This window comes from Bradyrhizobium sp. USDA 4474 (assembly GCF_054057515.1).
Genome location: NZ_JBSRZJ010000002.1, coordinates 668,299 through 687,260 on the forward strand (window position 1 = coordinate 668,299; position 18,962 = coordinate 687,260).

The following is an 18,962-nucleotide window of genomic DNA, read 5'->3' on the forward strand; positions in this document are numbered from 1 at the left end:
TTGGCTCAGGCCGTCTTGATGTAGTCGCGCAGGGCTTCCTGCTCGGACTCGTATTCGCGCACCCGCCATTTGACGATGTCGCCGATCGAAATGAGGCCGACCACTCTGCCGTTCTCGACGACGGGCAGATGGCGGAACTTGCCTGTTGTCATCATCTCCATCAGTTCGGCGACCGTGTCGGTCTCCTTGCAACTCACGACCTTGCGGGTCATGACCTGAGAGACCGGCTCGTCCAGCACGCCGGCCCCGCGCTCGCCGAGCACGCGCACGATGTCGCGTTCGGACAGGATACCCTCGAGCCGGCTCTGGTTCATCACCAGCACCGCGCCGATCTTCTTCTCGGCGAGCAGCTTGACCGCGGCGGCGAGCTTGGCGTCGGGCTCGACGCTCATGATCTGGTGGCCCTTGGTATTGAGAATCGAACGTACCGTCATTGTCGCCTCCCTGAATCGGATCCCGTCCGCTTTGCGCGGTCCGGACTTGTTCGCGAGTCTTCAACTAACAGTTTTGGCGCCGGTTTTGCGTTCAGGCGCTTTGCGAAGCATCGCCTGTACGGGCTTGTCGCTTCGGAACATTCTGCTCGGGAATGATGGATGAATTCGGGCCGCGCCGCAAGCGCCGCTTCAAATACCGCTCGAAATGTCCTGTGATGACGCATCCGCAGCATCATCGCTTCGCACGCGCGGCACGGGATCGAACAGCGCGAACAGCACCAGGCCTGCGAAGAAGCCGCCGATATGCGCTTCCCATGCGACGCCTGCGCTGTCGCCCTCGACGCCGATCGCGCCGACACCGAAGATGATGTTGAGCACGAACCAAACGCCCAGGAAGCCGACGATCCGCTTGTCGCGAAGTGCCTGCAACAGTGGCAGTGCCGGAACCCTGGCGGCGGTATCGGCATCCGAACGGCTGAACGACAGGAAACTGCCACGCACGAAGGCGAACCGGATCGCGGCCGCCATCGCCCCCGACACCGAGGCCGAGGCACCGATCATCGGCACCACGGCATGCTCGTGGGTGACGAGATGGGCGAGCGCGCCGGCCGCCGCCGTCACCGCCAGGAACACGAAGAAGCGCAGCGCGCCGAAGCGGCGCGCCAGCGCGCTCCCGAACGGCAGCAGCCACAGCACGTTGAAGGCGAGATGGGTGAGATTGGCGTGCAACAGCGAATAGGTGACGAAGGTCCATACCTTGGCACCGGCGCCGCCCTCGAACTGCAAATTCACCAGCGAGGAATCGTAGCGCTTCGGGATGAACCCGAACACGTCGATGGTCCAGTTCTCCAGCTCCGGCGGCAGCAGCACCCGCAGATGGATCAACGCCAGCAGGATGACATAGACCGTCAGCGGCCAAGGCAAGGTCAGGATCGGCTCGCGCGGGGCCTCTTCGACGACGACCTGATGGTTCGACGGGAGTTGTGGCGGAGAATCCAAGGCGGTTTCGCTTTCAGGCGCGATCGAGGCAACAGCTTGGAGATAGTCGCCTTTGCCGGCCTTGCGCAAGTGCACAAAAGGAAAAGGCAGGGCCCTGGGAAAGCCCTGCCTGTCCGTGTCGGCCTTCCCGACGCGACGGATGAACAAGGTGTATCCCTACCCCTCCCCGCGATCAGCGACCAAACTGTTTGACGCCCGCGTACAGGCCTCGCCGAGAACCTGGAAAAACCGCGAGGCTTGCGACCGCGATCACCATAGCAGGCGCGCAGCCGATGCAAAGTGCATAGTTAATTTAACGTTAACGACGCAAAGATAGCGCACGGGGCACCGAAAACGCGCTCGCGGCATGGACGCTGCAATTCCCCTCCTGCACAACATCAAAGGGATCTCAGGTGCACTGATGCGGGACAGGTTTGTCCCACGAGGTTGCGCCGAGGGGTGAGCGTCAACAATGAAACATCCGTCGAGCCGCGCGTTCTTTGCGTATTGGGACAAGAAGCGCGGCAGCGCTCGGGCCCCTGACCGGGCCGATATCGACCCGGCCGCCGTGCGCGAACTGCTGGGCGATATCTTCGTCCTGTCCTGCGAGCCGAAAACAGGCTTTCCGTTCCGCGTCGCCGGCACCCGCGTCTGCGCGCTTGCCGGCAGCGATCTCAAGGACCAAGGTTTTGCCGCGCTGTTCGCGGAAGCAAGCCGTCGCGAGATCGAGGAGATCACCACCATCGTCGCCGACGAGACGTTGGGGGCCATCGCCGGCCTCATCGCGGAGCGCGAGGACGGCAGCAAGGCCCATCTCGAGCTGCTGCTGCTGCCCTTCAATGCCCGCCCGCACACGCCGGTGAGCGTGACAGGCGTGCTCGCGCCGTTCGACGACGAATGCGGCGCGCTCGGGCCCTTCACCGTGACGTCCTGGCGCTATCTGCACCAGCCCGAGAAATTGCTGCCGCGCGCGATCCGCAAGCTGCAAATCGCACGCGGGCTGATGGTGTATGAGGGGCTCAGGTAGAGCAGCCGTCCGCGCAAGGTGTGAAAACGGCCTCGACCATCGCCTTCTGAATCGGATGGCGATCAGACACGCCGGGCTGGGGCTTGCGATCCGTTAACGGAACCTTACCTGCTACAACACGTTTGCCAGTTTGCCGCGCGCGTATCTGCACGGCAACGCGGCTCGGCTGGAGACGATGCCGTTTCCCGGCCGCTTCCGTCGAGGGATGGTTACCCGTGATGGAGCACGCGACCAGAGTTGGTAATCGCCTGTTAGCTGCGTTACCGCCGGCCGACTTCGCTTTGCTTGCACCGCATTTGCGGACGGTACCGCTCCCGCACGACGCAGTCCTGGTTCGATCGGGCGATCGGATCGATCAACTCTACTTTCCCTGCAGCGGCGCGGTCGCGCTCATCATGGATCTGCCGAACGGACAGACGGCCGCAACCTCCGTGATCGGCAACGACGGCGCCATCGGACTCTTGACGGCGCTCGGCCCGCTCCGCTCACCCATGACCGCGGTTGTCCGCGTCGCCGGCACCGCGTTGCTAATTCCGCCCGCGAGATTTCAGGCGGCGCTCCAGCGCAGTCCCGCTATCAGAAGTTTGGTTCAGCTTCTCGCCAGGGCGATGATGACACAAGTCCAGCACGTCGCGGCCTGCAATGCGTTGCACTCCGTCGAAGCCCGCCTGGCCCGCTGGCTGCTTCACATTCACGATCGGACGGATGGCGGCGACGTTCTGCCCTTGACGCAAGAGACGTTATCGGAATTGCTCGGCGTCCGCCGCACGACGGTCACGCACGTCGTAGGCGCACTTCGAACGTCAAGGGCCCTGAAATCCAGTCGGCGCGGTCACCTCGAGATCGACAGGCAGCGACTCGAGGCCGTTGCATGCGAGTGCTACAAGGTGATGCACCGCAGGATAGATCGGATCGTTTCGCAGGATGCCTTGAAGCTCCTTCACGCCGCGCCGCCGCCGAACGATTCCATGCCCCCGGACTTCCCGTTCACCAAGGCCGAGTCGTAGACCCAAGCCTCCTTGGCGAACCACTCGTGCGTTGCCGCGCACATCCGGCAATATGTCCGCGAAAAAAACACTGCGCTGCACCTAAATCGTTCGCGATCCATCTCGATACCCGTCGAAATGACCCTTCCCGTTTCCGGGCACTTGATCATCACCATACCCATCTTGGTTCCTCCAGATTTACATCACCTCACGGCGAGGGTGGCCGCCATCGGCTGGACGGCGTCTCTTCTGGCGGAGACGCTCGTCCAGCCGCTTCACGCGGCCGATAGCTTTCAAGCAGTTCTGTGCAGAACCCGGTCGAAGCTCTTCTTGATCGGCTCGGTCGTCTCGATCGCGGCCTTTTGGGCCAGGTCCCAAAGCTCCCGGTTCTGGGCGGAAGCCGCTTCAAAGGTCTTGCGACCATGGGCGGTGGAAAGGTTCACGAGATCCGCAAATGATCTCGCATCAGCGAGCTGGGAGAGGAGATCCAGCGCGGAGGTGGTCCTGGCGTTGGATATTGCGATGACCTTGGTGCCGTATTCGGCGGCATGCTTGGCATTGGTCGAACACGCTTCGTAGAGAGCGCCGGTGATTTCCTCGGAAGTTGCCTTCATCTGCTCGAAATTTGCCTTGGCCCGCGCAGCGGCCGGCTCGGTGAGATTGCCGAAGATCGTCTGGATGTTGAAAAAGGGTACGTCGAATTGGAGCTTTGCGCTTCCGTTGGGCATTCCATTCAGCGGAGCCGAGTTCGTTTCGGCTTTCACATTGGCATCACTCACGGGCTTTCATCCTTTCAAGCGAAACTAGATAATGGATTGAAGACTCCCCGAGGCGTCCGGATGCTTGCCGCACCGGGACGCCAGTGCTCCTACTTTCACGTTGTGGGATGCCGCTGCGGATGCACCGGTCTCGATCCCTGCCTGAGCCAACTATGGCCAAAGACTGTGGACGCTTCGGTTCGCTTTCAGACTCTGTGCTTGATTTTATTCGAATCATGCGACGAGGCGGCGCATGACCGCATTCCGCCTCTTTAAAGTTGCTGCCATCGTATGCGCCAACTTGAGATCAGCACCGGCGTTCGCGCGCCGGGCGACGCCTGCAGCGGCGATGCCCGGCGCGCGCATTATCGCGGGGCGCCGCATTGCGACGGAATAAAATGCACTTGATGATACGGAGCAGCCGAGATGACCGAGCCGCATTGGCGCCACGCGCGTGCCGGAGACCTCCTCGCGATCAGCGCGATCGCAGCGCGGATTCACCCTGAACTCCCCGAGCGTCCCGAAGTGCTCTCGGAGAAGATGCGGCTTTGTCCGGACGGTTGTCGTGTGCTCGCCGCTGGCGACGAGATCGCAGGCTACGGCCTTGCACATCCCTGGATGCAGCGACACGTTCCGCCGCTCGACGGCTTCCTCATCCGATTGCCGGAGGCGGCGGACTGTCTCTATTTGCACGACATCGCCGTGCTGCCCGGCTTCCGCGGTGGCGTGGCGCGCGCGTATGTTGCAGAGATCGAGGGGGTTGCACGTGCGTCAGAGATCACGACCATTGCGCTGGTCTCGGTCTACGGCACGCGCGCCATGTGGCAGCGTTTCGGCTTCCGGCCCGCCGCAGCGGATGCGGCGCTTCGCGACAAGCTCTCGTCATATGGTGCGGGCGCGACCTACATGCTGCGCGCTATTCCGCCACGCGGTCGGCGATGAACGTGCCGTTCGGCTGATGGAAGATGATCTGGCCGACAATCGCGCCCTCCCCGCGAAACTCGACGGCAAATCCTTCCAGCTCGATGATGCGAAACCGACGACCCTGCTGAGGCTCCAGGCGATAGGCCGGCTGATAGTCCGGCTTCAGGATCAGCCGCCCCTCATCGTCCAGCGTTATCCGATGGCTGATCGAGCCGCTCCTGAAGTGCCCGACACAGCGGGCGCGGAATGCGGGATCGAGGCAGTCGCCGGCGGCGCGACGCTCGAAGACGATGTCCTTCACCATCGGCTCCAGCGGAACCGAAAGGTGCACGATCTTGCCTTCGCGGTCGGTCTGGAACGTGATCGGAAGATTGTCCGGGTGCAGCTTGTCGATGATCTCCGGCGTCACGAAGGTCTCGAAATGCCGGTGCGACAGCGGCGCCCCCATTCCGCGCCACGACCAGTGCAGCACGCCGTCCTGCTCGCGGATCGATATCACGCCGTAGGCGGGATGGACGTAGTCTCCCGCGTAGGCCGACAAGGCGTGCGCCGGCCTGGTGTCCTTGTGACGCGATTTCTCGCGCGCCTCCTTGTCGGCCGGGATGTGGGCAATGAAGTCGTCGCGCATCTTGCGAAAGCGCGCGAGCCAGTCGACCGGCTCGCGTCCGCGCAGCCGATCGATGATGTACCATGTGAGGATCGGCGGGATTTCGCTCGGGCTGCGGTTGGTCAGCACGGCAACGCCGATGCCGGCATCGGGCACCAGCGTCATGAACGAACCCCACCCGGTCCATCCGCCACCGTGCGAGATGTGGCGATCCCCGCGATAGGTGTTCGACTGAAAACCCAATCCATAATGCGCATCGCCGAACTCGGAAAATTCCGACTTGCGAATGTGGGCCAGCGGCGCATGCAGCTGCTCGACCAGTGCCGCAGGCAGCAAGCGCTCGCCGGCAAATTCGCCCTTGCCGAGATGCAGCCGCATCCAGTTGGCGAGATCAGCGACCGAGGCGTTGATGGCGCCGGCCGCTGTGGTGCGGATCGGCAACCGCAGCGCCGGCAATCGCGTGTCGACGTTGATCATGTAGGGTTTCGCCGGCTCGGATCCCGCTTCGAGCTCGTCCAGCGCGAAGCTGACGTTCATGCCGAGCCTGCTGGTCAGCCGCCCGCGGACGAAGGCGTCAAAGCTCTGCCCGCTCAATCGCTCGATCAGGAGCCCAACGGCGTTGTAGCAGAGATTGTTGTATTGCCAGGCCGCACGAATATCGCGGCTGAGTTCAAGATGGCGCATCAGCGGCAGCATCTCGGCCGGCGAGAGATCTCCCGGCAAGTGAAGCCAATCGTGCCGCGGCAGCCCCGACTGATGGCTCAACAGGTCGCGAATGGTGACGCGTTCGGCCGCCACCGGATCGGAAAGGCGAAACTCCGGCAAGTAGTCGCGGACCGGCTTGGTCCAGTCCAGCACGCCCTCGTTATGGAGCAGCGCGATCGCGGTCGCGGTGAATGATTTTGTGATCGAGCAGATCACGAAATGCGTCTGCGGCGTGACCGGCAGATCCGCTTCGATGTCGCGCTGGCCATAGCCGCGTGTGAGCACGACCTCGCCGTCCTGCACGATGGCGAGTGCGGCGCCCGGCACTTTCCAGACCGCCATCGCTTCCGCGGCGAGCCGGTCGATGTCGGGGATCAGGGACGCGAGCGAAACATCGGGACGATCGGATGACGTATGCATGACACCTGCAAACCTTGTGAGGTGTGCAGGCTACCGGCTTCAACGTCGAATGGAAACCCGATCGACGGGCCCAAAGTGCGTGCCGCCAGCCGCGGCTGTTCAGCCGCGGTGCTTCTTCTTGCCCTTCTTGCCGGAGGCGCCGGGCCATTCAGTGACCGACGGCGCATGTTTGGCGTCGCCGGATTTGTTGCCGAACTTCTTGTTCTTCTTCCCGAAGGCCGGCTTGCCGAATTTGCCGCCGTCGTAGGGCTTGACGTCAGACTTGGCGTGCGGCTTGCCCTGGTCCCTCGCCTCAGGCTTTCCGCGCGGCCTGTCGTGCTGCTTTCGCTCGTTCGCATTCCAGGGATCGTCGCTGCGGCGAACGACGCGATCGTCGTCACCTTCATCGCGCCGTGGCGCACGAGAGCGCCCCTCCGGCGACGTCTGCTCAAGCGGCGCGCCCGTCATCGCCTCGATGCGGATGCTGTCTTCCTTGTCCGGACGCTTGACCCTGAGGGCAAAGGACTCCGCGACCCTCTCGGAGATCTCGAACTCGGTGGTGGTGTCCGAAATCTTGATCGCCCCGATGTCGCGCTTGTCGATGCCGCCGCGGCGGCAGATCATCGGCAACAGCCAGCGCGCTTCCGCATTCTTGCGACGCCCGATGGCGGCCCGGAACCAGACGGTGGGCTCCGCCATGACGTGCTTTTTCCCTGATTTGACGGGAAGCCGCCGCTCAGACCGGTCATCACCGCGCGGCTTGCGATCGTCGCGCGGCTTGCGATCGTCGCGCGGCGTGCGATCGTCACGTGGCCGGCTGCTGCGCTCGCCGGGATCGATGATGTCTTCAGGCGACGGCAGCCGCGCGCGATAAAGCCGCGCCAGCGCAGCTGCAATATCCTCGGCCGACCGCTCGGCCAGCAAGGCCTTCGCCAGCTCCAGATCGTCTGATGTCGTCTCCTCGGTGAACAGCACGTCCTTCATGCGCTGATGATCGAGCTTGCGGATCTCGTCCGCCTGCGGCGCCATGCCCCAGTTCGCCTCGATGCCGGACAGGCTCAGCAGCACCTCCGCACGCCGCCGCCGTACCGGCGGCACCAGCAGGACGCTGACACCCTTCCGGCCCGCGCGCCCGGTGCGGCCCGAGCGATGCTGCATCACCTCGGGGTCATTCGGCAGGTCCGCGTGAATGACGAGGTCGAGGCTCGGCAGGTCGATGCCGCGGGCGGCAACGTCGGTCGCGACGCAAATGCGGGCGCGCCCGTCCCGGAGCGACTGGAGCGCCAGCGTCCGCTCGTTCTGGGTCAGCTCGCCGGACAATGCGACCACGGAGAAACCACGCTCCAGCAGCGCGGCCTGCAAGTGCCTGACGGCATCGCGCGTGTTGCAGAACACCAGCGCGCTCGGGGACTCGTAGAAGCGCAGCACGTTGACGACCGCATGCTCGACATCACCGGGAGCAACCCGGATGGCACGATACTCGATATCGGCGTGACCGCCCTCGTCGCCCGCGACTTCGATGCGAAACGCATCCTGCTGATATTGTTTTGCCAGCGCCACGATGCCGCGTGGAAAGGTCGCGGAGAACAGCAGCGTGCGGCGCGTCTCCGGCGTGGTCTCGAGGATGAACTCCATGTCCTCGCGAAAACCGAGATTGAGCATCTCGTCGGCCTCGTCGAGCACGACGACCTTCAATTGCGAGATGTCGAGGCGGTTGCGCCGAAGGTGATCGCACAGGCGGCCGGGCGTGCCGACGACGATGTGGGCGCCAGCGGCCAGCTCGCGCTGCTCCCGGCGCGGGTCCATGCCGCCGACGCAGGAGACGACGCGCGCGCTGGCATGAGCATAGAGCCAGGTGAGCTCGCGCTGAACCTGCAAGGCGAGCTCGCGGGTCGGCGCGACGATCAGGGCCAAAGGTGCTGCGGCCCGTTCGAACGTCTCGGCATCGCCGAGCAGGTCCCTGGCCATGGCCAAACCGTAAGCGACGGTTTTGCCGGAGCCTGTTTGCGCCGACACCAGAAGATCGCGTTCGACAGTATCTTCGCCGAGCACGGCGAGCTGAACGGGGGTCGGAGAATCGTAATTGCGCTCAGCCAGGGCACGGGCGAGCGGCGGGGTCAGGGCCGGAAAGGACACGGGATGAAAACCTTGGTTGGTCCGGGCGCGGAACGGAAAGCCGTGGGCCTGGCGCTGCCCTCGCGGCAGAAGACCCGGTCACACCCATGATGATCTTGATTTGGACGCTCTTTACGCCAGCAGCGGCGAAATCACCATGCCTTTGATGCATGGCATTGGCGACAGGGTGAACAGGCCCGGGATGCTCGGCCGGCCATTTTGGGGTGCTTTGGCCGCGGAACGGCGGATTTTGGCGGCCATTTCGCCTAAATTGGGCGCGATCACACGGACCAGGAATGCACGTATGGCCTCATCAGGCGAACGTCGGTGCGGCGACTGCACGCTTTGCTGCAAGGTGATGGCCATCGAGGCGCTCGCCAAGCCGGTGGGCAGCTGGTGCACACATTGCAAGCCCGGCCGCGGCTGCGCGATCTATGGCGATCGGCCCGCCGAATGCGAGGCGTTCGCCTGCCTCTGGCTCGCTAATGGCCTCCTCGACGAACGCTGGAAGCCGAGCCGCTCCAAGCTGGTCCTGACCACGTCCGAGGACGGCGTCGAAATCCGCTGCGACCCCGGCTTTCCCAATGCATGGCGTAGGGAGCCCTACAAAGCCGAGATCCGCGCCTGGGCCGCGGAAGGCGGGCGCAACGAGATGACGGTTGTCGTGATCATCGGCCAGCGCACGATCCTTGTCACGCCGGAGCACGAATTCGATCTCGGCATCGTGGGACCGGATGAGCGCATCGTGCGCGAGCTTGAGGGCACCAAGGTGGTGGGCGCGACGGTGGTGAGGGCGAGTGAGCTTGATGCCACTTCGGAGGTCGGCGGAGCAAGATCGACCAGTTGACGGATAGGTGTCTTGCCACACCGATCATCCGATCGCAGGTTCTGCCTCACGGAAACGGATACGGATCAAACATGGCCGACAGCATATCGCTCGCCGACAAGTTAGCTACCTTCACTGATTATTGGTCGCCGCGCACGATCACGACCTTCAACGGTTGCGACGTGATGGTGGTGAAGGTGAAGGGCGAATTCACCTCGCACAAGCACGACGATACGGACGATTTCTTTCTCGTTCTCAAGGGCCAGTTGGATATCGAGCTGCGCGACCGCACTGTCACGCTCGGACCGGGCGAGCTCTATGTGGTGCCGAAGGGTGTCGAGCATCGCCCGGTGGCGCGCGAGGAGGTTCACCTCATGCTGATCGAGCCGACGGGCACGCCGAATACAGGCGACAAGGCCACGGCCGCAGCGCGCAAGCTCGCATAGAGGGCGCAGCCCTAATCCCTTGACGTCACGAGCCTGCTGAAGCTGCCGGCCAACCGCGCCCTGACCCGCACGAGAGAGTCCTTCGCGGCGCGGCTTAGGGCGCGGATGGCGCGCCAGGCTTCCGTTGCCTCCAGCCACGCCTTCATCTCGGTGAACTTGCCGTAGCACCATGCGAACGCCGGAATTCGCATCAGCTTGTCGCGGGTGAGATGGAACAGGCGCTCGACCAGCACCAGCTTGAGCAGCTCGCAGCCGACGAACGCCGCCACGCCGCTCAGGAACTGACCCGTTGCGACGAGATAGGCCGCCAGCGGCTTGATCGGCTCCAGAATGATCACCGGCACGGAAAACAGCGCGAGCGACGGATATGGCGGCAGCGATCTGATCCAGGCGCGCAGCCGCTTGAATTCGAAATGCCGGGCAATCCAGCGGGAGATTGGCATTGCCACGGCCATGAACACCGCATCCACCAGGAAGTAGATGGCCGCCAGGATGTAAGTGACCGGTTTCAGGACTTGCTTCACGGTACCTCTCCCGTGAACTGAAAGCCGGAACTCGGGCCTAAGTTTCACCCCGGCGTGAATAACTCGAGGATTTTCGACGGAACTTTTGGGGCGTTCGGCGCGGCCGGATCAGATCTCGGCATAGATTTCCAGAAGATTGCCGTCGGGGTCCCGGAAAAACAGCGTCCGATGCCCAAACGACTGGTTCGTCGGCGGCGACAACAGCGCCACGCCCTGCCGCACGAGCTCGTCGGCGCAGGCATCGACCTCGGCTGGAGAGACCTTGAAGGCCAGTTGCAGTGAGGCACTCCCCGCCGGTATCGGCGCGTCAGCCGCTGTGCGGCTTGGTCGCGCCAACGCGAGCGTGTTGCTGCCGAGCCCGTACTCGATCCAGTTCGGCGACAGCTCGCGCCGCACAGACAGAGCGAGCACGTCTTCATAGAAGCGGCGCATCGCCGCCATATCGCGCACGAAGATGACGCTGTAGTCGATGGCGCGGATGGCGCTGAAGACAGAGCGACGCTTGGGTCCGGATGCTTGTCCGTTTGTCATCGTGGCCTTTTGTTCCAATCGCCGGTTCGCGGGACCGGCCGCCCAGATCACGCTGCATCCGGGCTACAGTCCTACTCCACCAGATCCGGCCACGGCACGATGGTCGATTTCACCGTCTTCATCGCCATCGCGTCCTTCACGGCTTGCGAGACGCCCGCTTCCGTGAACGGATAGATCGTCTGCATCTTCAGCCAGGGATATTTGTCGCGGGTGCGGTAGAGCATGTCGACGCCGAGCGGGAGATCATTGCCTGTGAAACCCCACGAGCCCAGCACGTTGAGGTCCTTGGTGCAGATGCGGTGCCATGAGGTCTCGATCGAGCCGGCATCGGTGAACTGGCCCATCTCGACGTAGGTGCCGCCGTCGCGCAGCATCTCGATGCCTTCGGGGCCGGCGCTCGGATGGCCCGAGCAATCCATGACGAGGTCGGCGCCGAAGCCGCCGACGATCTCGCGGACACGGGCGATGCGCGCCTCGGGCGATTTGATCGCCTCGATGTTCACTGTCGCTTCCGCGCCGAACTCACGGGCGAGCTCGAGCCGCGGCTCTTCCGGCGCACCGACGCAGATCACGCGCCCTGCTCCCATCTCCTTTGCTGCCGCCACCGCCAGAATGCCGATCGGGCCGGAGCCCTGGATCACCACCGTGTCGGCCCAGCTGAAGCCGCCGGCGCGGGTCGCCCGATTGAAGGCACGGATGCAGGAGGTCAGCGGCTCGGACAATGCGCCGAGCCGCAGCGACATGTCGTCGGGCAGCTTGTAGATCTTGGTGCCCGGCAGCATGTTGAGATCGACATAGACATACTCGGCCCAGCCGCCCCACATGTGCGGCGGCTTGTCGAAGCCGAGATAGCGGCCGTAATAGACCGGCGTCAGGCATTTGTTGGCGGTCAGCGGATAGTGGATGCAGTAATGGCAGCGCCCGCACGGCATCAGCGGCGGGATCATCACCTTCGATCCGACCTCGAGCGGCTTGCTCATGAAGTCTTCGGTGAACTCGTCGCCGCATTCGACGATGACACCGCCGAGCTCGTGGCCGAGCGTGAACGGCCACGGCAGCGGTTTCGGCCAATGCCCCTTGAGGATATGCAGATCGGTGCCGCAGACGCCGCACGCACCGATCTTGATCAGCGCACCCTTGCGGCCGACCTTCGGCCACGGCACCGTCTTGATCACGGGCTCGGTGCCCGGTCCGGCGTGGGTGCAGACGCGGATCTGGTCCATGGCAGTTTCCTCGCGGCCCGCTTGTTGTGGTTAATTGGTTGCGGGCTCGCGATCAGCCTATGACAGCCGCGCGACGTTGGAAACAGCAACGCAGATGTTGACACGCCGCGGTTGTGTCCGCAGGTTGCGTGCACCGGGGCAAAGCCTGCTTCGGGTTTTCGCGGCGTCCTGCGCCGCTCTCAGCCGGGATCATCAGATGGAGACGCGACCGGGCTCGGAACGAATCTTTGTCGCGCCTGACACCGATCCGCTGGACGGACATGTGCAATGGGCACCGGAGAAATCGCTGTGGCTGGCGGGCGGGCATGACCATGGCCGCCATCGTGCTTGCGCCGATCTGCTTCTCCTGGTCGGCATTTACGCTCTTCCTCGCGGCCAGCGCCATCACGCTCTGCGCCGGGCATTCCGTCGGCATGCATCGGAAGCTGATCCATGCGAGCTTCGACTGTCCGCTCTGGCTCGAACATCTCTTCGTCTATCTCGGCACGCTTGTCGGCATGGCCGGCCCGTTCGGCATGATCCGCCTGCACGACTTTCGCGACTGGGCGCAGCGCCAGGGCGCGTGCCACGACTATTCCCGCCATCACGCCGGCTTCTGGCGCGATGCATGGTGGCAATTGCATTGCCGCCTGGTGTTGCGCCATCCGCCGGACTTCCGGCTCGAGCCGAGGCTCGCCGGTGACCGGTTCTATGCCTTCGTCGAACGCACATGGATGTTGCAGCAATTGCCGTGGGCTCTCCTCTTCTTCGCGATCGGCGGCATGGACTGGCTGGTCTGGGCATCTGCGTGCGCGTCAGCGTCTGCGTCACCGGAACTGGCTGGTCGGCCACTTCTCCCACACCAGAGGCGAGCAAATCTGGATCATCGATGGCGTCGCCGCCCAGGGCTACATTGTCCGCCTCGCCGCGCTGATCAGCATGGGCGAGAACTGGCACAACAACCATCATGCCTATCCGGGCTCGGCGAAGATGGGGCTGTTGCCGGGACAGGTCGATCCCGGCTGGTGGCTGATCCGGCGCTTGAAGCCGTCGGGCTCGTCTGGAATGTCAGGACGCCGCACAATCTGCCGGAGCGGCCCGGGCTGCGGCGGCTGACGGAGGCGACGTTCACAGGATTGGTCGAGCCGTCACAAGAGCTGATTGGACGCTAATCTCCGCGCGCCTCATAGTGGCTGGGCTCATGAGCCACAATTCCGGAAAGAGAGTCAGTTGCGTGCTCGACCTGTCTACAGACGATCTCGAATTCGCCACCCGCCGAGTGGTCGCGACACCGATGCGGTCTTCTCCTGCGTTGGACGCCCGGATCGGGCGAACGATCTACGTCAAGGATGAAACCGTTCAACACGGAGGATCGTTCAAGTTTCGGGGGGCGATTCTCGGAGCCAAAAATGCAGCGCATGGTGTGGTGGCAGCGGGAGCCGGCAACTTTCCGATTGCTGTCGGCTTGGCCGCTCGAGCGCTCGACAAACCTGTATGCCTGGTCGTCCCCCACGACGTGCCGGAGTTCAAGAGAGCGCAGGTGATAGAAACAGGAGCCGAGATAGCGTTCACGGACCGCTCGGATCTCGTGGCACGGGCTCGATTGGAAGCCCAGCATCGGGGCTGGAGCAACTTGCATGCTTTCGAAAGCACAGAGATGGTCATGGGGAGTTACACTTTGGGCTCGGAGATCGCGGCCGCCATCCGAGAGAAAGGCGCAGGCAGGGATGCTATCGTCGTGGCTTGTGGCGGTGGCGGACTGGCGGCAGGTGTCACCCTTGCCTTGCGATCCCGATCGATCGACGCAGCCATCTACGTCGTCGAACCGCAAACGCACCGGCGCTATGCCAAGGCCCGCGAAGCCGGGGAGCCGATCACGATCAGTCCCTCCGGAGAGACCATCTGCGATGCGCTGCAATCGCGTCAGATCGGTGCCCTCGCATTCGACGTGCTTGAAAGATCAAACGTCCATGTGTCTGCCGTCGGCGATGGTCTTGTGAGGGCGGCAAGGGGACTTCTGCGAGAGATGTATGGCATCCGTGCAGAGCCCAGCGGCGCTCTGGCGATGGGGGCGGTGCTGGGAGGTGTCGTGGGCAAAGGGCACGATCGCTTATGGGTGATTGCCTGCGGAGGCAACGTACCTTCCTCCGGCGATGAGAGTTGACGGGCTTGCATGAACGAGCCGGAGACCGCTGTGCCGGATTGCGCTACGCTCCATCCGGGCTACGGCATTGAAATCACTTAGATAATTTAGGTCGCGCCCATCTTACCCCCGATCTAACCCCCGCGATCTGGCGCGGCCAAGCCCCTATTTTCCCCAAGCCAGCCTTCATTCGACGCGCGCATCAGATGCGACTTCGGGTGCGGTCTCGTATCAACCCTAGCCTCCTGCGACTTCGGTGTCGTACAGTCCGCTCGCAACTGGAACGCGCAGTGGGGGGCTTGAGATGGCCAAGGCAGCGGCGAGCGGTATCTCGCTCGGCTACAGAGACACGTGCATCGTGAAGGGAATGCTTGCGCGTGGAGATCGCCAACACGACATCGCATCATATTTTGGCGTCAATGGCGGTCGCATTGCGGAGATCGCGAGCGGTGGCGGCAACTATCCGAATGCTCAACCGTCGTCTGATGCTGATCTTCCGCCGGAAGGGCCGTACCTCACGCGCTTCGCTGTGAAAGGCATAATCGACACGCTCAACGAAGCCATCGAAGCGCTCGACATGGCGGCGGCCGAGGAGGACATCGCTGACGTAAAAGCGGCCATCCTGCTAGCTCGCGATACTATACAAGCGAAGATCGACGCGCTGGAAGAAGCCTAGAGGACTCAAGTCTTCAACCTCGCGAGCGAGCACATTGCACGGCGCTCGCGGTTTGGTTCACTTTTCATCTCTGACTTCGCCAGCGCCGTAGCTTTCCTGACGGCGTCTTATCGCGTGAGCAAGTTCGGGTTCAGCCGACACGATACAAGGTTGTCCCAACAGAGTTTTCGGGTGCAATAAGCCTCGTAAACGTCGATCTCGATTCGATGTCGAGAGCAGCATCAGGGTCTTTTTCCAGATGGGTGAAAGCAAACAGAAGCGCCGAGTACATGCCGCCGTACTCAGCCGTTGCCCGCTATGCATCTATTGCGGCGGCGACCAACTTGCGACGACTGTCGATCACGTTCCGCCGATCATCATGTTCGAACAGCGCCAGCGTCCTAAAGGTTTGGAATTTGGTAGTTGCGAGCCATGCAACGTCGGCACCAAGCACGCAGATCTAGTGGCGGCTATGATTGGCCGGTCTATGCCGGATTCGGGAACGGAAGCGGGCCGCGCTGAGATGAAAAACATCTTTTCGGCCGTCAACAATAACATCCCCGGATTGTTGCAGGAAATGTACTTGTCTCCCGAGCAGCAGTCGTCCGCTGCATGGCAAGAGGAAATTGGCGGCGTACTCCGTGCCAATGGCCCGCTGGTCTCAGCTCACATGCAGACTTTCGCGTTCAAGATCGGATTTTCGCTCTACTACGAACTGACAAAAACAATTCTCCCGAAGGCAGGCGGAATCGTCGCGCGCTGGTTTTCAAACTACGACCGTCTCGATGGTACCTTTCCCCAAAGCGTTTTCGAGCACCTATTACCGCCGACGACATTACGCCAAGGAAAATTTGAGGTATCTGACCAGTTCGAATATCAGTGGCGAATCGCGGAAGACGAGCGCATGGCAATGTTTCTTGCCACCTTTCGTCGTTCATTCGCAGTGCTTGCTTTCGCGACAGTCGACAGAGGCTTGTTCGACGTCGAGACCAAGCATCCTTTCAGGATCTGCGCGCCCGGCGAACTGACCAGCACTCTAAGCGCGATCATTCCCTGACGAGATCGGAGAGGATTTGGATAATTACACCGGGTTAAAGTCAGCAAAGAGCTTTTGATAATCGTCTCCAAAGAGCGGCTTACGCGGCTGTTTGAACTTCTGTGAAAGGTAAGGCCGCCATTCCCAGTCCTGCTTTTCTTTGTCTAGCAACTTGCCGTCCATCACCGTCGCTATAGGCGTCTCGTCCATAATCTGAAGGCCAAGTTCGAAGTCTGTTACTGGCCAGACCGAGTACGGCATTTTCACTAGATATTCCTCCGGTACTCCGTCCTCGGCCATCTTCTTCCTGACCAAGTCCCGAAAAAAGCCGTACATCACGGGCCCATGCATATGCCAATTCTCCAAAGTCACAACGCATGGATAGATTTTGGTGTCCGGCGTGACCTTGAAGTGTGAGTAGTGTCCCGCAATGCAGTCCTGAATCGTTCGGTAGGTTTGCACGACGGCTGACGCCATATAGGCAATATCCTCTTGGAGCGGCGATGTATCGGTGAGGGCTTTCTTGCTATCCATCCTCATGCGCTTGACTTTGCACTCGATGAACAATGCAGAATTGGCATCGTCCGATACGATCCAATCAACCGAACGCTTTTCATCCTTCCCTATCTTGTAGGGGCGCTCTTCATGAATGCTCAGCGACGGAGCGGCCGCGCGCACAGCTTCGCCAATGTATGCTTGATAGGAATCTCCAAATAGATTTGCGAACTCGGGCACCCCGATAAAATCGTAGTACAGCCCGGAAGTGAAACGCCAGAACAGCAGCGTCGGAATTGGGCACACCGCGATGTCGGCCGTTCCTGAACACATCAGGATTATGGGTCGCGCGCGCAGGGAACTGTAGGCGTAAGCAAAGCTCTCGTTATATTGTTGCTCGCGATTGAGTTTTGATTTCAGCGTAGAGAGATCTTCCGCGATCAGGGAGAAGACCGCATTATACTTTTCCATTGGCAATTCTGCGATCTCACTTTTTAATGGCAAGCGCAGCGAGTGCGAACCTAAAAAATGACCCAACATCGAAGTGCAGCAAGCCATCAGCTCGTAGATCGTCACCCCGTGTTGCTGCACGCAGATCTGACTAATCGCGGGCACATTGAGGATTTTGTGGTAACGCACAATGGCATCCGCGTGCGGGCCGTTTCCTTGCCATTCAAAAGTGCGGTGCGCGATTCGAACCAGCTCCACCAACACGTTGTCGGGCGAGCCATACTCACCATAGATCTCCTGCTCCAGCCGATTGATACTATCTATGATGCTTGCGAGCGTCCTCCACTGCCGCAACGATGTTCCCTTTTTCGCAATTACCCCGCTATGCAGGAGAACTTCTTTTGCTAGGAGCATCAACAGCCATTCATTTATCCATGCGCGCTGCACGTCTTGCTCGTAGAACCGGCGGTCCACTTCAATGTCGGGCGGAATCTTGAAGTCAGGGACCTGCAAATACTGCGTGTAAGCCCAGATAACGCGGAGGGATTCCTCTCGCGCCAGTTCGCCGACCTTTTTCCGGAGCTGTTTGTACAGGTTGAAAATTCGATCAGGTAACATCGCGGTTCGCTGGCATCGCCAAAAAAGTGACTCCTAACATGATTCTACGGTTGCGGGTACGCCCGGACCTTGACACGCTTGGTTGCGGGCGCAAATTGCATCGAACAGGAAAATTGCCATGACAATTCCGCCGGATATGCAAACCGAGCTGGATAAGTTCGACAAGATCAGCGAGGTCGCGCTCACCGATTTTACTCGGAAGTTGGACGCGGAGACGCCGCCTCCCATGCTCTTTCACTACACGGATGACATGGGGCTCAAGGGCATCCTCGAACACGGCAACATTCGACTGACAAGCATTTCGAACCTGAACGATCCTGCTGAATTAAAGCACGGCTTTTCTCATGCCGTCGAAATCATAAATAGACGCGCCGCCACCGGGCCCGGTGAAAGCAAGCTGTTTGCCCAGCAGTTCGAACGCTTCCTGATCGATGGTGGTATCGAGGCCGCAGCGCATTACTTTGTATGCTGCTTTAGTGCGGCAGGAGATGATCTAGGGCAGTGGCGCTCCTATGCTGATAACGGCCGTGGCTACGCGCTTGGCTTCGATACCTCTCTCTTAGAGGATGCATTCATCAAGGCGTCAGGTCTGCCCGATTCAAACAACTCGACCTTTCACGTGAAGTACAGCGACGCAACAGCCGTTCAGTTGCACACCGAAATCATTGACAGTATGTTTCACTTAATTTCATTGCCGCGCGGCAAAAAACTCGATAGTCCGACATTGCACGAGTATATGGGCGACTTACTCGTCCTTACTTGGATGCATTGTCTCCGAAGTGCGCTGTTCTTCAAGCACGAGGCTTACTCCAACGAGGCTGAGTATCGCTTCCTGCAAATTCACAAGGCGGGGCCGCATCCAGCGCCGGAAGTAAAGTACCGGACGAGACCGTACGAGCTGGTCCGATACCGTGAGTTCGATTGGCGCACGGCTTCAGCCAAGTCGTTGAAAAAGATCATTGTTGGACCGGCGGCCGATAAGGCGAAAGCGCCGTTGTTCGCAAAGGACTGCCTTCGCGCGTTTCACACCAGCGAGGCGGTCGAGATCGCGTTTTCCACAATTCCCTATCGGTCCTAGGCGTGAGCGGGCTCTAGATAGCCGT

General features: G+C 61.5%; 20 protein-coding genes. 11 read left to right on the forward strand and 9 right to left on the reverse strand.

The genetic code is table 11. The features are described from left to right. Positions 1-5: 5 nt before the first annotated feature. Together ACVW16_RS04955 and ACVW16_RS04960 are read right to left on the reverse strand one after the other, a co-directional pair. On the reverse strand, positions 6-434 hold the full coding sequence (locus ACVW16_RS04955) for a CBS domain-containing protein (protein WP_456704270.1): 429 nt from the start codon (positions 432-434) through the stop codon (positions 6-8). 189 nt (positions 435-623) lie between these two features. After that, entirely contained in the window at positions 624-1,433 is an 810-nt protein-coding gene (locus ACVW16_RS04960) for a rhomboid family intramembrane serine protease (RefSeq protein ID WP_456705318.1), read from the reverse strand. A 451-nt stretch (positions 1,434-1,884) separates the two neighbouring features. Between ACVW16_RS04960 and ACVW16_RS04965 the strand changes: the two genes are divergently transcribed. Then, positions 1,885-2,439 (forward strand): PAS domain-containing protein, encoded by a 555-nt coding sequence (locus tag ACVW16_RS04965; protein ID WP_456735531.1) that lies wholly within the window; start codon positions 1,885-1,887, stop codon positions 2,437-2,439. Between the two features lie 218 nt (positions 2,440-2,657). Beyond that, complete coding sequence (locus ACVW16_RS04970; RefSeq protein WP_456705319.1) at positions 2,658-3,446, forward strand: Crp/Fnr family transcriptional regulator; 789 nt, start codon at positions 2,658-2,660, stop codon at positions 3,444-3,446. 272 nt (positions 3,447-3,718) lie between these two features. On the opposite strand, the gene ACVW16_RS04975 is transcribed toward ACVW16_RS04970, so the two are convergent. Next, positions 3,719-4,204 (reverse strand): phasin, encoded by a 486-nt coding sequence (locus ACVW16_RS04975; RefSeq protein WP_456735533.1) that lies wholly within the window; start codon positions 4,202-4,204, stop codon positions 3,719-3,721. Positions 4,205-4,436: 232 nt separating this feature from the next. Here ACVW16_RS04975 and ACVW16_RS04980 point away from each other — a divergent pair, with 232 nt between their 5' ends. Together ACVW16_RS04980 and ACVW16_RS04985 are read left to right on the forward strand one after the other, a co-directional pair. Next, positions 4,437-4,580 (forward strand): hypothetical protein, encoded by a 144-nt coding sequence (locus ACVW16_RS04980; protein ID WP_456704273.1) that lies wholly within the window; start codon positions 4,437-4,439, stop codon positions 4,578-4,580. A 29-nt stretch (positions 4,581-4,609) separates the two neighbouring features. Next, the gene (locus ACVW16_RS04985; protein ID WP_456735534.1) at positions 4,610-5,125 is read left to right on the forward strand and encodes a GNAT family N-acetyltransferase; all 516 of its coding nucleotides are present in this window, start codon (positions 4,610-4,612) and stop codon (positions 5,123-5,125) included. Here ACVW16_RS04985 and ACVW16_RS04990 read toward each other — a convergent pair. Further along, the gene (locus ACVW16_RS04990) at positions 5,100-6,839 is read right to left on the reverse strand and encodes a serine hydrolase (RefSeq protein ID WP_456735535.1); all 1,740 of its coding nucleotides are present in this window, start codon (positions 6,837-6,839) and stop codon (positions 5,100-5,102) included. The two genes, ACVW16_RS04985 and ACVW16_RS04990, sit on opposite strands and share 26 nt — an antisense overlap. Positions 6,840-6,938: 99 nt before the next feature. Next, entirely contained in the window at positions 6,939-8,954 is a 2,016-nt protein-coding gene (locus tag ACVW16_RS04995; RefSeq protein ID WP_456735536.1) for a DEAD/DEAH box helicase, read from the reverse strand. Positions 8,955-9,054: 100 nt separating this feature from the next. Here ACVW16_RS04995 and ACVW16_RS05000 point away from each other — a divergent pair, with 100 nt between their 5' ends. Together ACVW16_RS05000 and ACVW16_RS05005 are read left to right on the forward strand one after the other, a co-directional pair. Further along, positions 9,055-9,780, forward strand: a complete 726-nt coding sequence (locus ACVW16_RS05000; RefSeq protein ID WP_456802240.1) for a hypothetical protein — start codon at positions 9,055-9,057, stop codon at positions 9,778-9,780. A gap of 71 nt (positions 9,781-9,851) precedes the next feature. Further along, positions 9,852-10,205 carry a cupin domain-containing protein gene (locus ACVW16_RS05005; RefSeq protein WP_456735538.1) on the forward strand — a complete coding sequence of 118 codons (354 nt, stop codon included), beginning with the start codon at positions 9,852-9,854 and terminating at the stop codon, positions 10,203-10,205. Between the two features lie 11 nt (positions 10,206-10,216). Here ACVW16_RS05005 and ACVW16_RS05010 read toward each other — a convergent pair whose 3' ends face one another. The 3 genes from ACVW16_RS05010 to ACVW16_RS05020 form a co-directional block, all read right to left on the reverse strand. Beyond that, positions 10,217-10,729 carry a hypothetical protein gene (locus ACVW16_RS05010; RefSeq protein WP_456704280.1) on the reverse strand — a complete coding sequence of 171 codons (513 nt, stop codon included), beginning with the start codon at positions 10,727-10,729 and terminating at the stop codon, positions 10,217-10,219. Positions 10,730-10,837: 108 nt separating this feature from the next. Then, on the reverse strand, positions 10,838-11,260 hold the full coding sequence (locus ACVW16_RS05015) for a VOC family protein (protein ID WP_456738187.1): 423 nt from the start codon (positions 11,258-11,260) through the stop codon (positions 10,838-10,840). 71 nt (positions 11,261-11,331) lie between these two features. Then, the gene (locus tag ACVW16_RS05020; RefSeq protein ID WP_456735539.1) at positions 11,332-12,483 is read right to left on the reverse strand and encodes a zinc-binding dehydrogenase; all 1,152 of its coding nucleotides are present in this window, start codon (positions 12,481-12,483) and stop codon (positions 11,332-11,334) included. 305 nt (positions 12,484-12,788) lie between these two features. Here ACVW16_RS05020 and ACVW16_RS05025 point away from each other — a divergent pair, with 305 nt between their 5' ends. From ACVW16_RS05025 to ACVW16_RS05040, 4 genes are all read left to right on the forward strand, one after another. Further along, on the forward strand, positions 12,789-13,634 hold the full coding sequence (locus ACVW16_RS05025; protein ID WP_456735540.1) for an acyl-CoA desaturase: 846 nt from the start codon (positions 12,789-12,791) through the stop codon (positions 13,632-13,634). A 29-nt stretch (positions 13,635-13,663) separates the two neighbouring features. Beyond that, positions 13,664-14,626, forward strand: a complete 963-nt coding sequence (locus ACVW16_RS05030; RefSeq protein WP_456735541.1) for a pyridoxal-phosphate dependent enzyme — start codon at positions 13,664-13,666, stop codon at positions 14,624-14,626. A gap of 283 nt (positions 14,627-14,909) precedes the next feature. After that, positions 14,910-15,281: a hypothetical protein gene (locus ACVW16_RS05035; protein WP_456737214.1), complete on the forward strand. Its 372-nt coding sequence runs from the start codon at positions 14,910-14,912 to the stop codon at positions 15,279-15,281. A gap of 238 nt (positions 15,282-15,519) precedes the next feature. Further along, positions 15,520-16,317, forward strand: a complete 798-nt coding sequence (locus ACVW16_RS05040) for a hypothetical protein (RefSeq protein ID WP_456737213.1) — start codon at positions 15,520-15,522, stop codon at positions 16,315-16,317. Between the two features lie 24 nt (positions 16,318-16,341). Here the strand turns inward: ACVW16_RS05040 and ACVW16_RS05045 are convergent, their stop codons facing one another. Continuing rightward, complete coding sequence (locus ACVW16_RS05045) at positions 16,342-17,859, reverse strand: hypothetical protein (protein WP_456737212.1); 1,518 nt, start codon at positions 17,857-17,859, stop codon at positions 16,342-16,344. A gap of 118 nt (positions 17,860-17,977) precedes the next feature. Between ACVW16_RS05045 and ACVW16_RS05050 the strand changes: the two genes are divergently transcribed. Further along, the gene (locus ACVW16_RS05050) at positions 17,978-18,937 is read left to right on the forward strand and encodes a DUF2971 domain-containing protein (protein ID WP_456737211.1); all 960 of its coding nucleotides are present in this window, start codon (positions 17,978-17,980) and stop codon (positions 18,935-18,937) included. The last annotated feature ends 25 nt before the right edge of the window (positions 18,938-18,962 follow it).

Excerpts from the sequence above, each read along its gene's own strand:
- ACVW16_RS04980 (WP_456704273.1), top strand. The coding sequence starts at position 4,437 with ATGACCGCATTCCGCCTCTTTAAAGTTGCTGCCATCGTATGCGCCAAC.
- ACVW16_RS05030 (WP_456735541.1), top strand. The coding sequence starts at position 13,664 with ATGAGCCACAATTCCGGAAAGAGAGTCAGTTGCGTGCTCGACCTGTCT.
- ACVW16_RS05050 (WP_456737211.1), top strand. The coding sequence starts at position 17,978 with ATGACAATTCCGCCGGATATGCAAACCGAGCTGGATAAGTTCGACAAG.
- ACVW16_RS05015 (WP_456738187.1), bottom strand. The coding sequence starts at position 11,260 with ATGACAAACGGACAAGCATCCGGACCCAAGCGTCGCTCTGTCTTCAGC.
- ACVW16_RS05035 (WP_456737214.1), top strand. The coding sequence starts at position 14,910 with ATGGCCAAGGCAGCGGCGAGCGGTATCTCGCTCGGCTACAGAGACACG.
- ACVW16_RS04990 (WP_456735535.1), bottom strand. The coding sequence starts at position 6,839 with ATGCATACGTCATCCGATCGTCCCGATGTTTCGCTCGCGTCCCTGATC.
- ACVW16_RS04970 (WP_456705319.1), top strand. The coding sequence starts at position 2,658 with ATGGAGCACGCGACCAGAGTTGGTAATCGCCTGTTAGCTGCGTTACCG.
- ACVW16_RS05005 (WP_456735538.1), top strand. The coding sequence starts at position 9,852 with ATGGCCGACAGCATATCGCTCGCCGACAAGTTAGCTACCTTCACTGAT.
- ACVW16_RS05025 (WP_456735540.1), top strand. The coding sequence starts at position 12,789 with ATGACCATGGCCGCCATCGTGCTTGCGCCGATCTGCTTCTCCTGGTCG.
- ACVW16_RS05045 (WP_456737212.1), bottom strand. The coding sequence starts at position 17,859 with ATGTTACCTGATCGAATTTTCAACCTGTACAAACAGCTCCGGAAAAAG.
- ACVW16_RS04955 (WP_456704270.1), bottom strand. The coding sequence starts at position 434 with ATGACGGTACGTTCGATTCTCAATACCAAGGGCCACCAGATCATGAGC.
- ACVW16_RS04965 (WP_456735531.1), top strand. The coding sequence starts at position 1,885 with ATGAAACATCCGTCGAGCCGCGCGTTCTTTGCGTATTGGGACAAGAAG.
- ACVW16_RS04985 (WP_456735534.1), top strand. The coding sequence starts at position 4,610 with ATGACCGAGCCGCATTGGCGCCACGCGCGTGCCGGAGACCTCCTCGCG.
- ACVW16_RS05020 (WP_456735539.1), bottom strand. The coding sequence starts at position 12,483 with ATGGACCAGATCCGCGTCTGCACCCACGCCGGACCGGGCACCGAGCCC.
- ACVW16_RS05040 (WP_456737213.1), top strand. The coding sequence starts at position 15,520 with ATGGGTGAAAGCAAACAGAAGCGCCGAGTACATGCCGCCGTACTCAGC.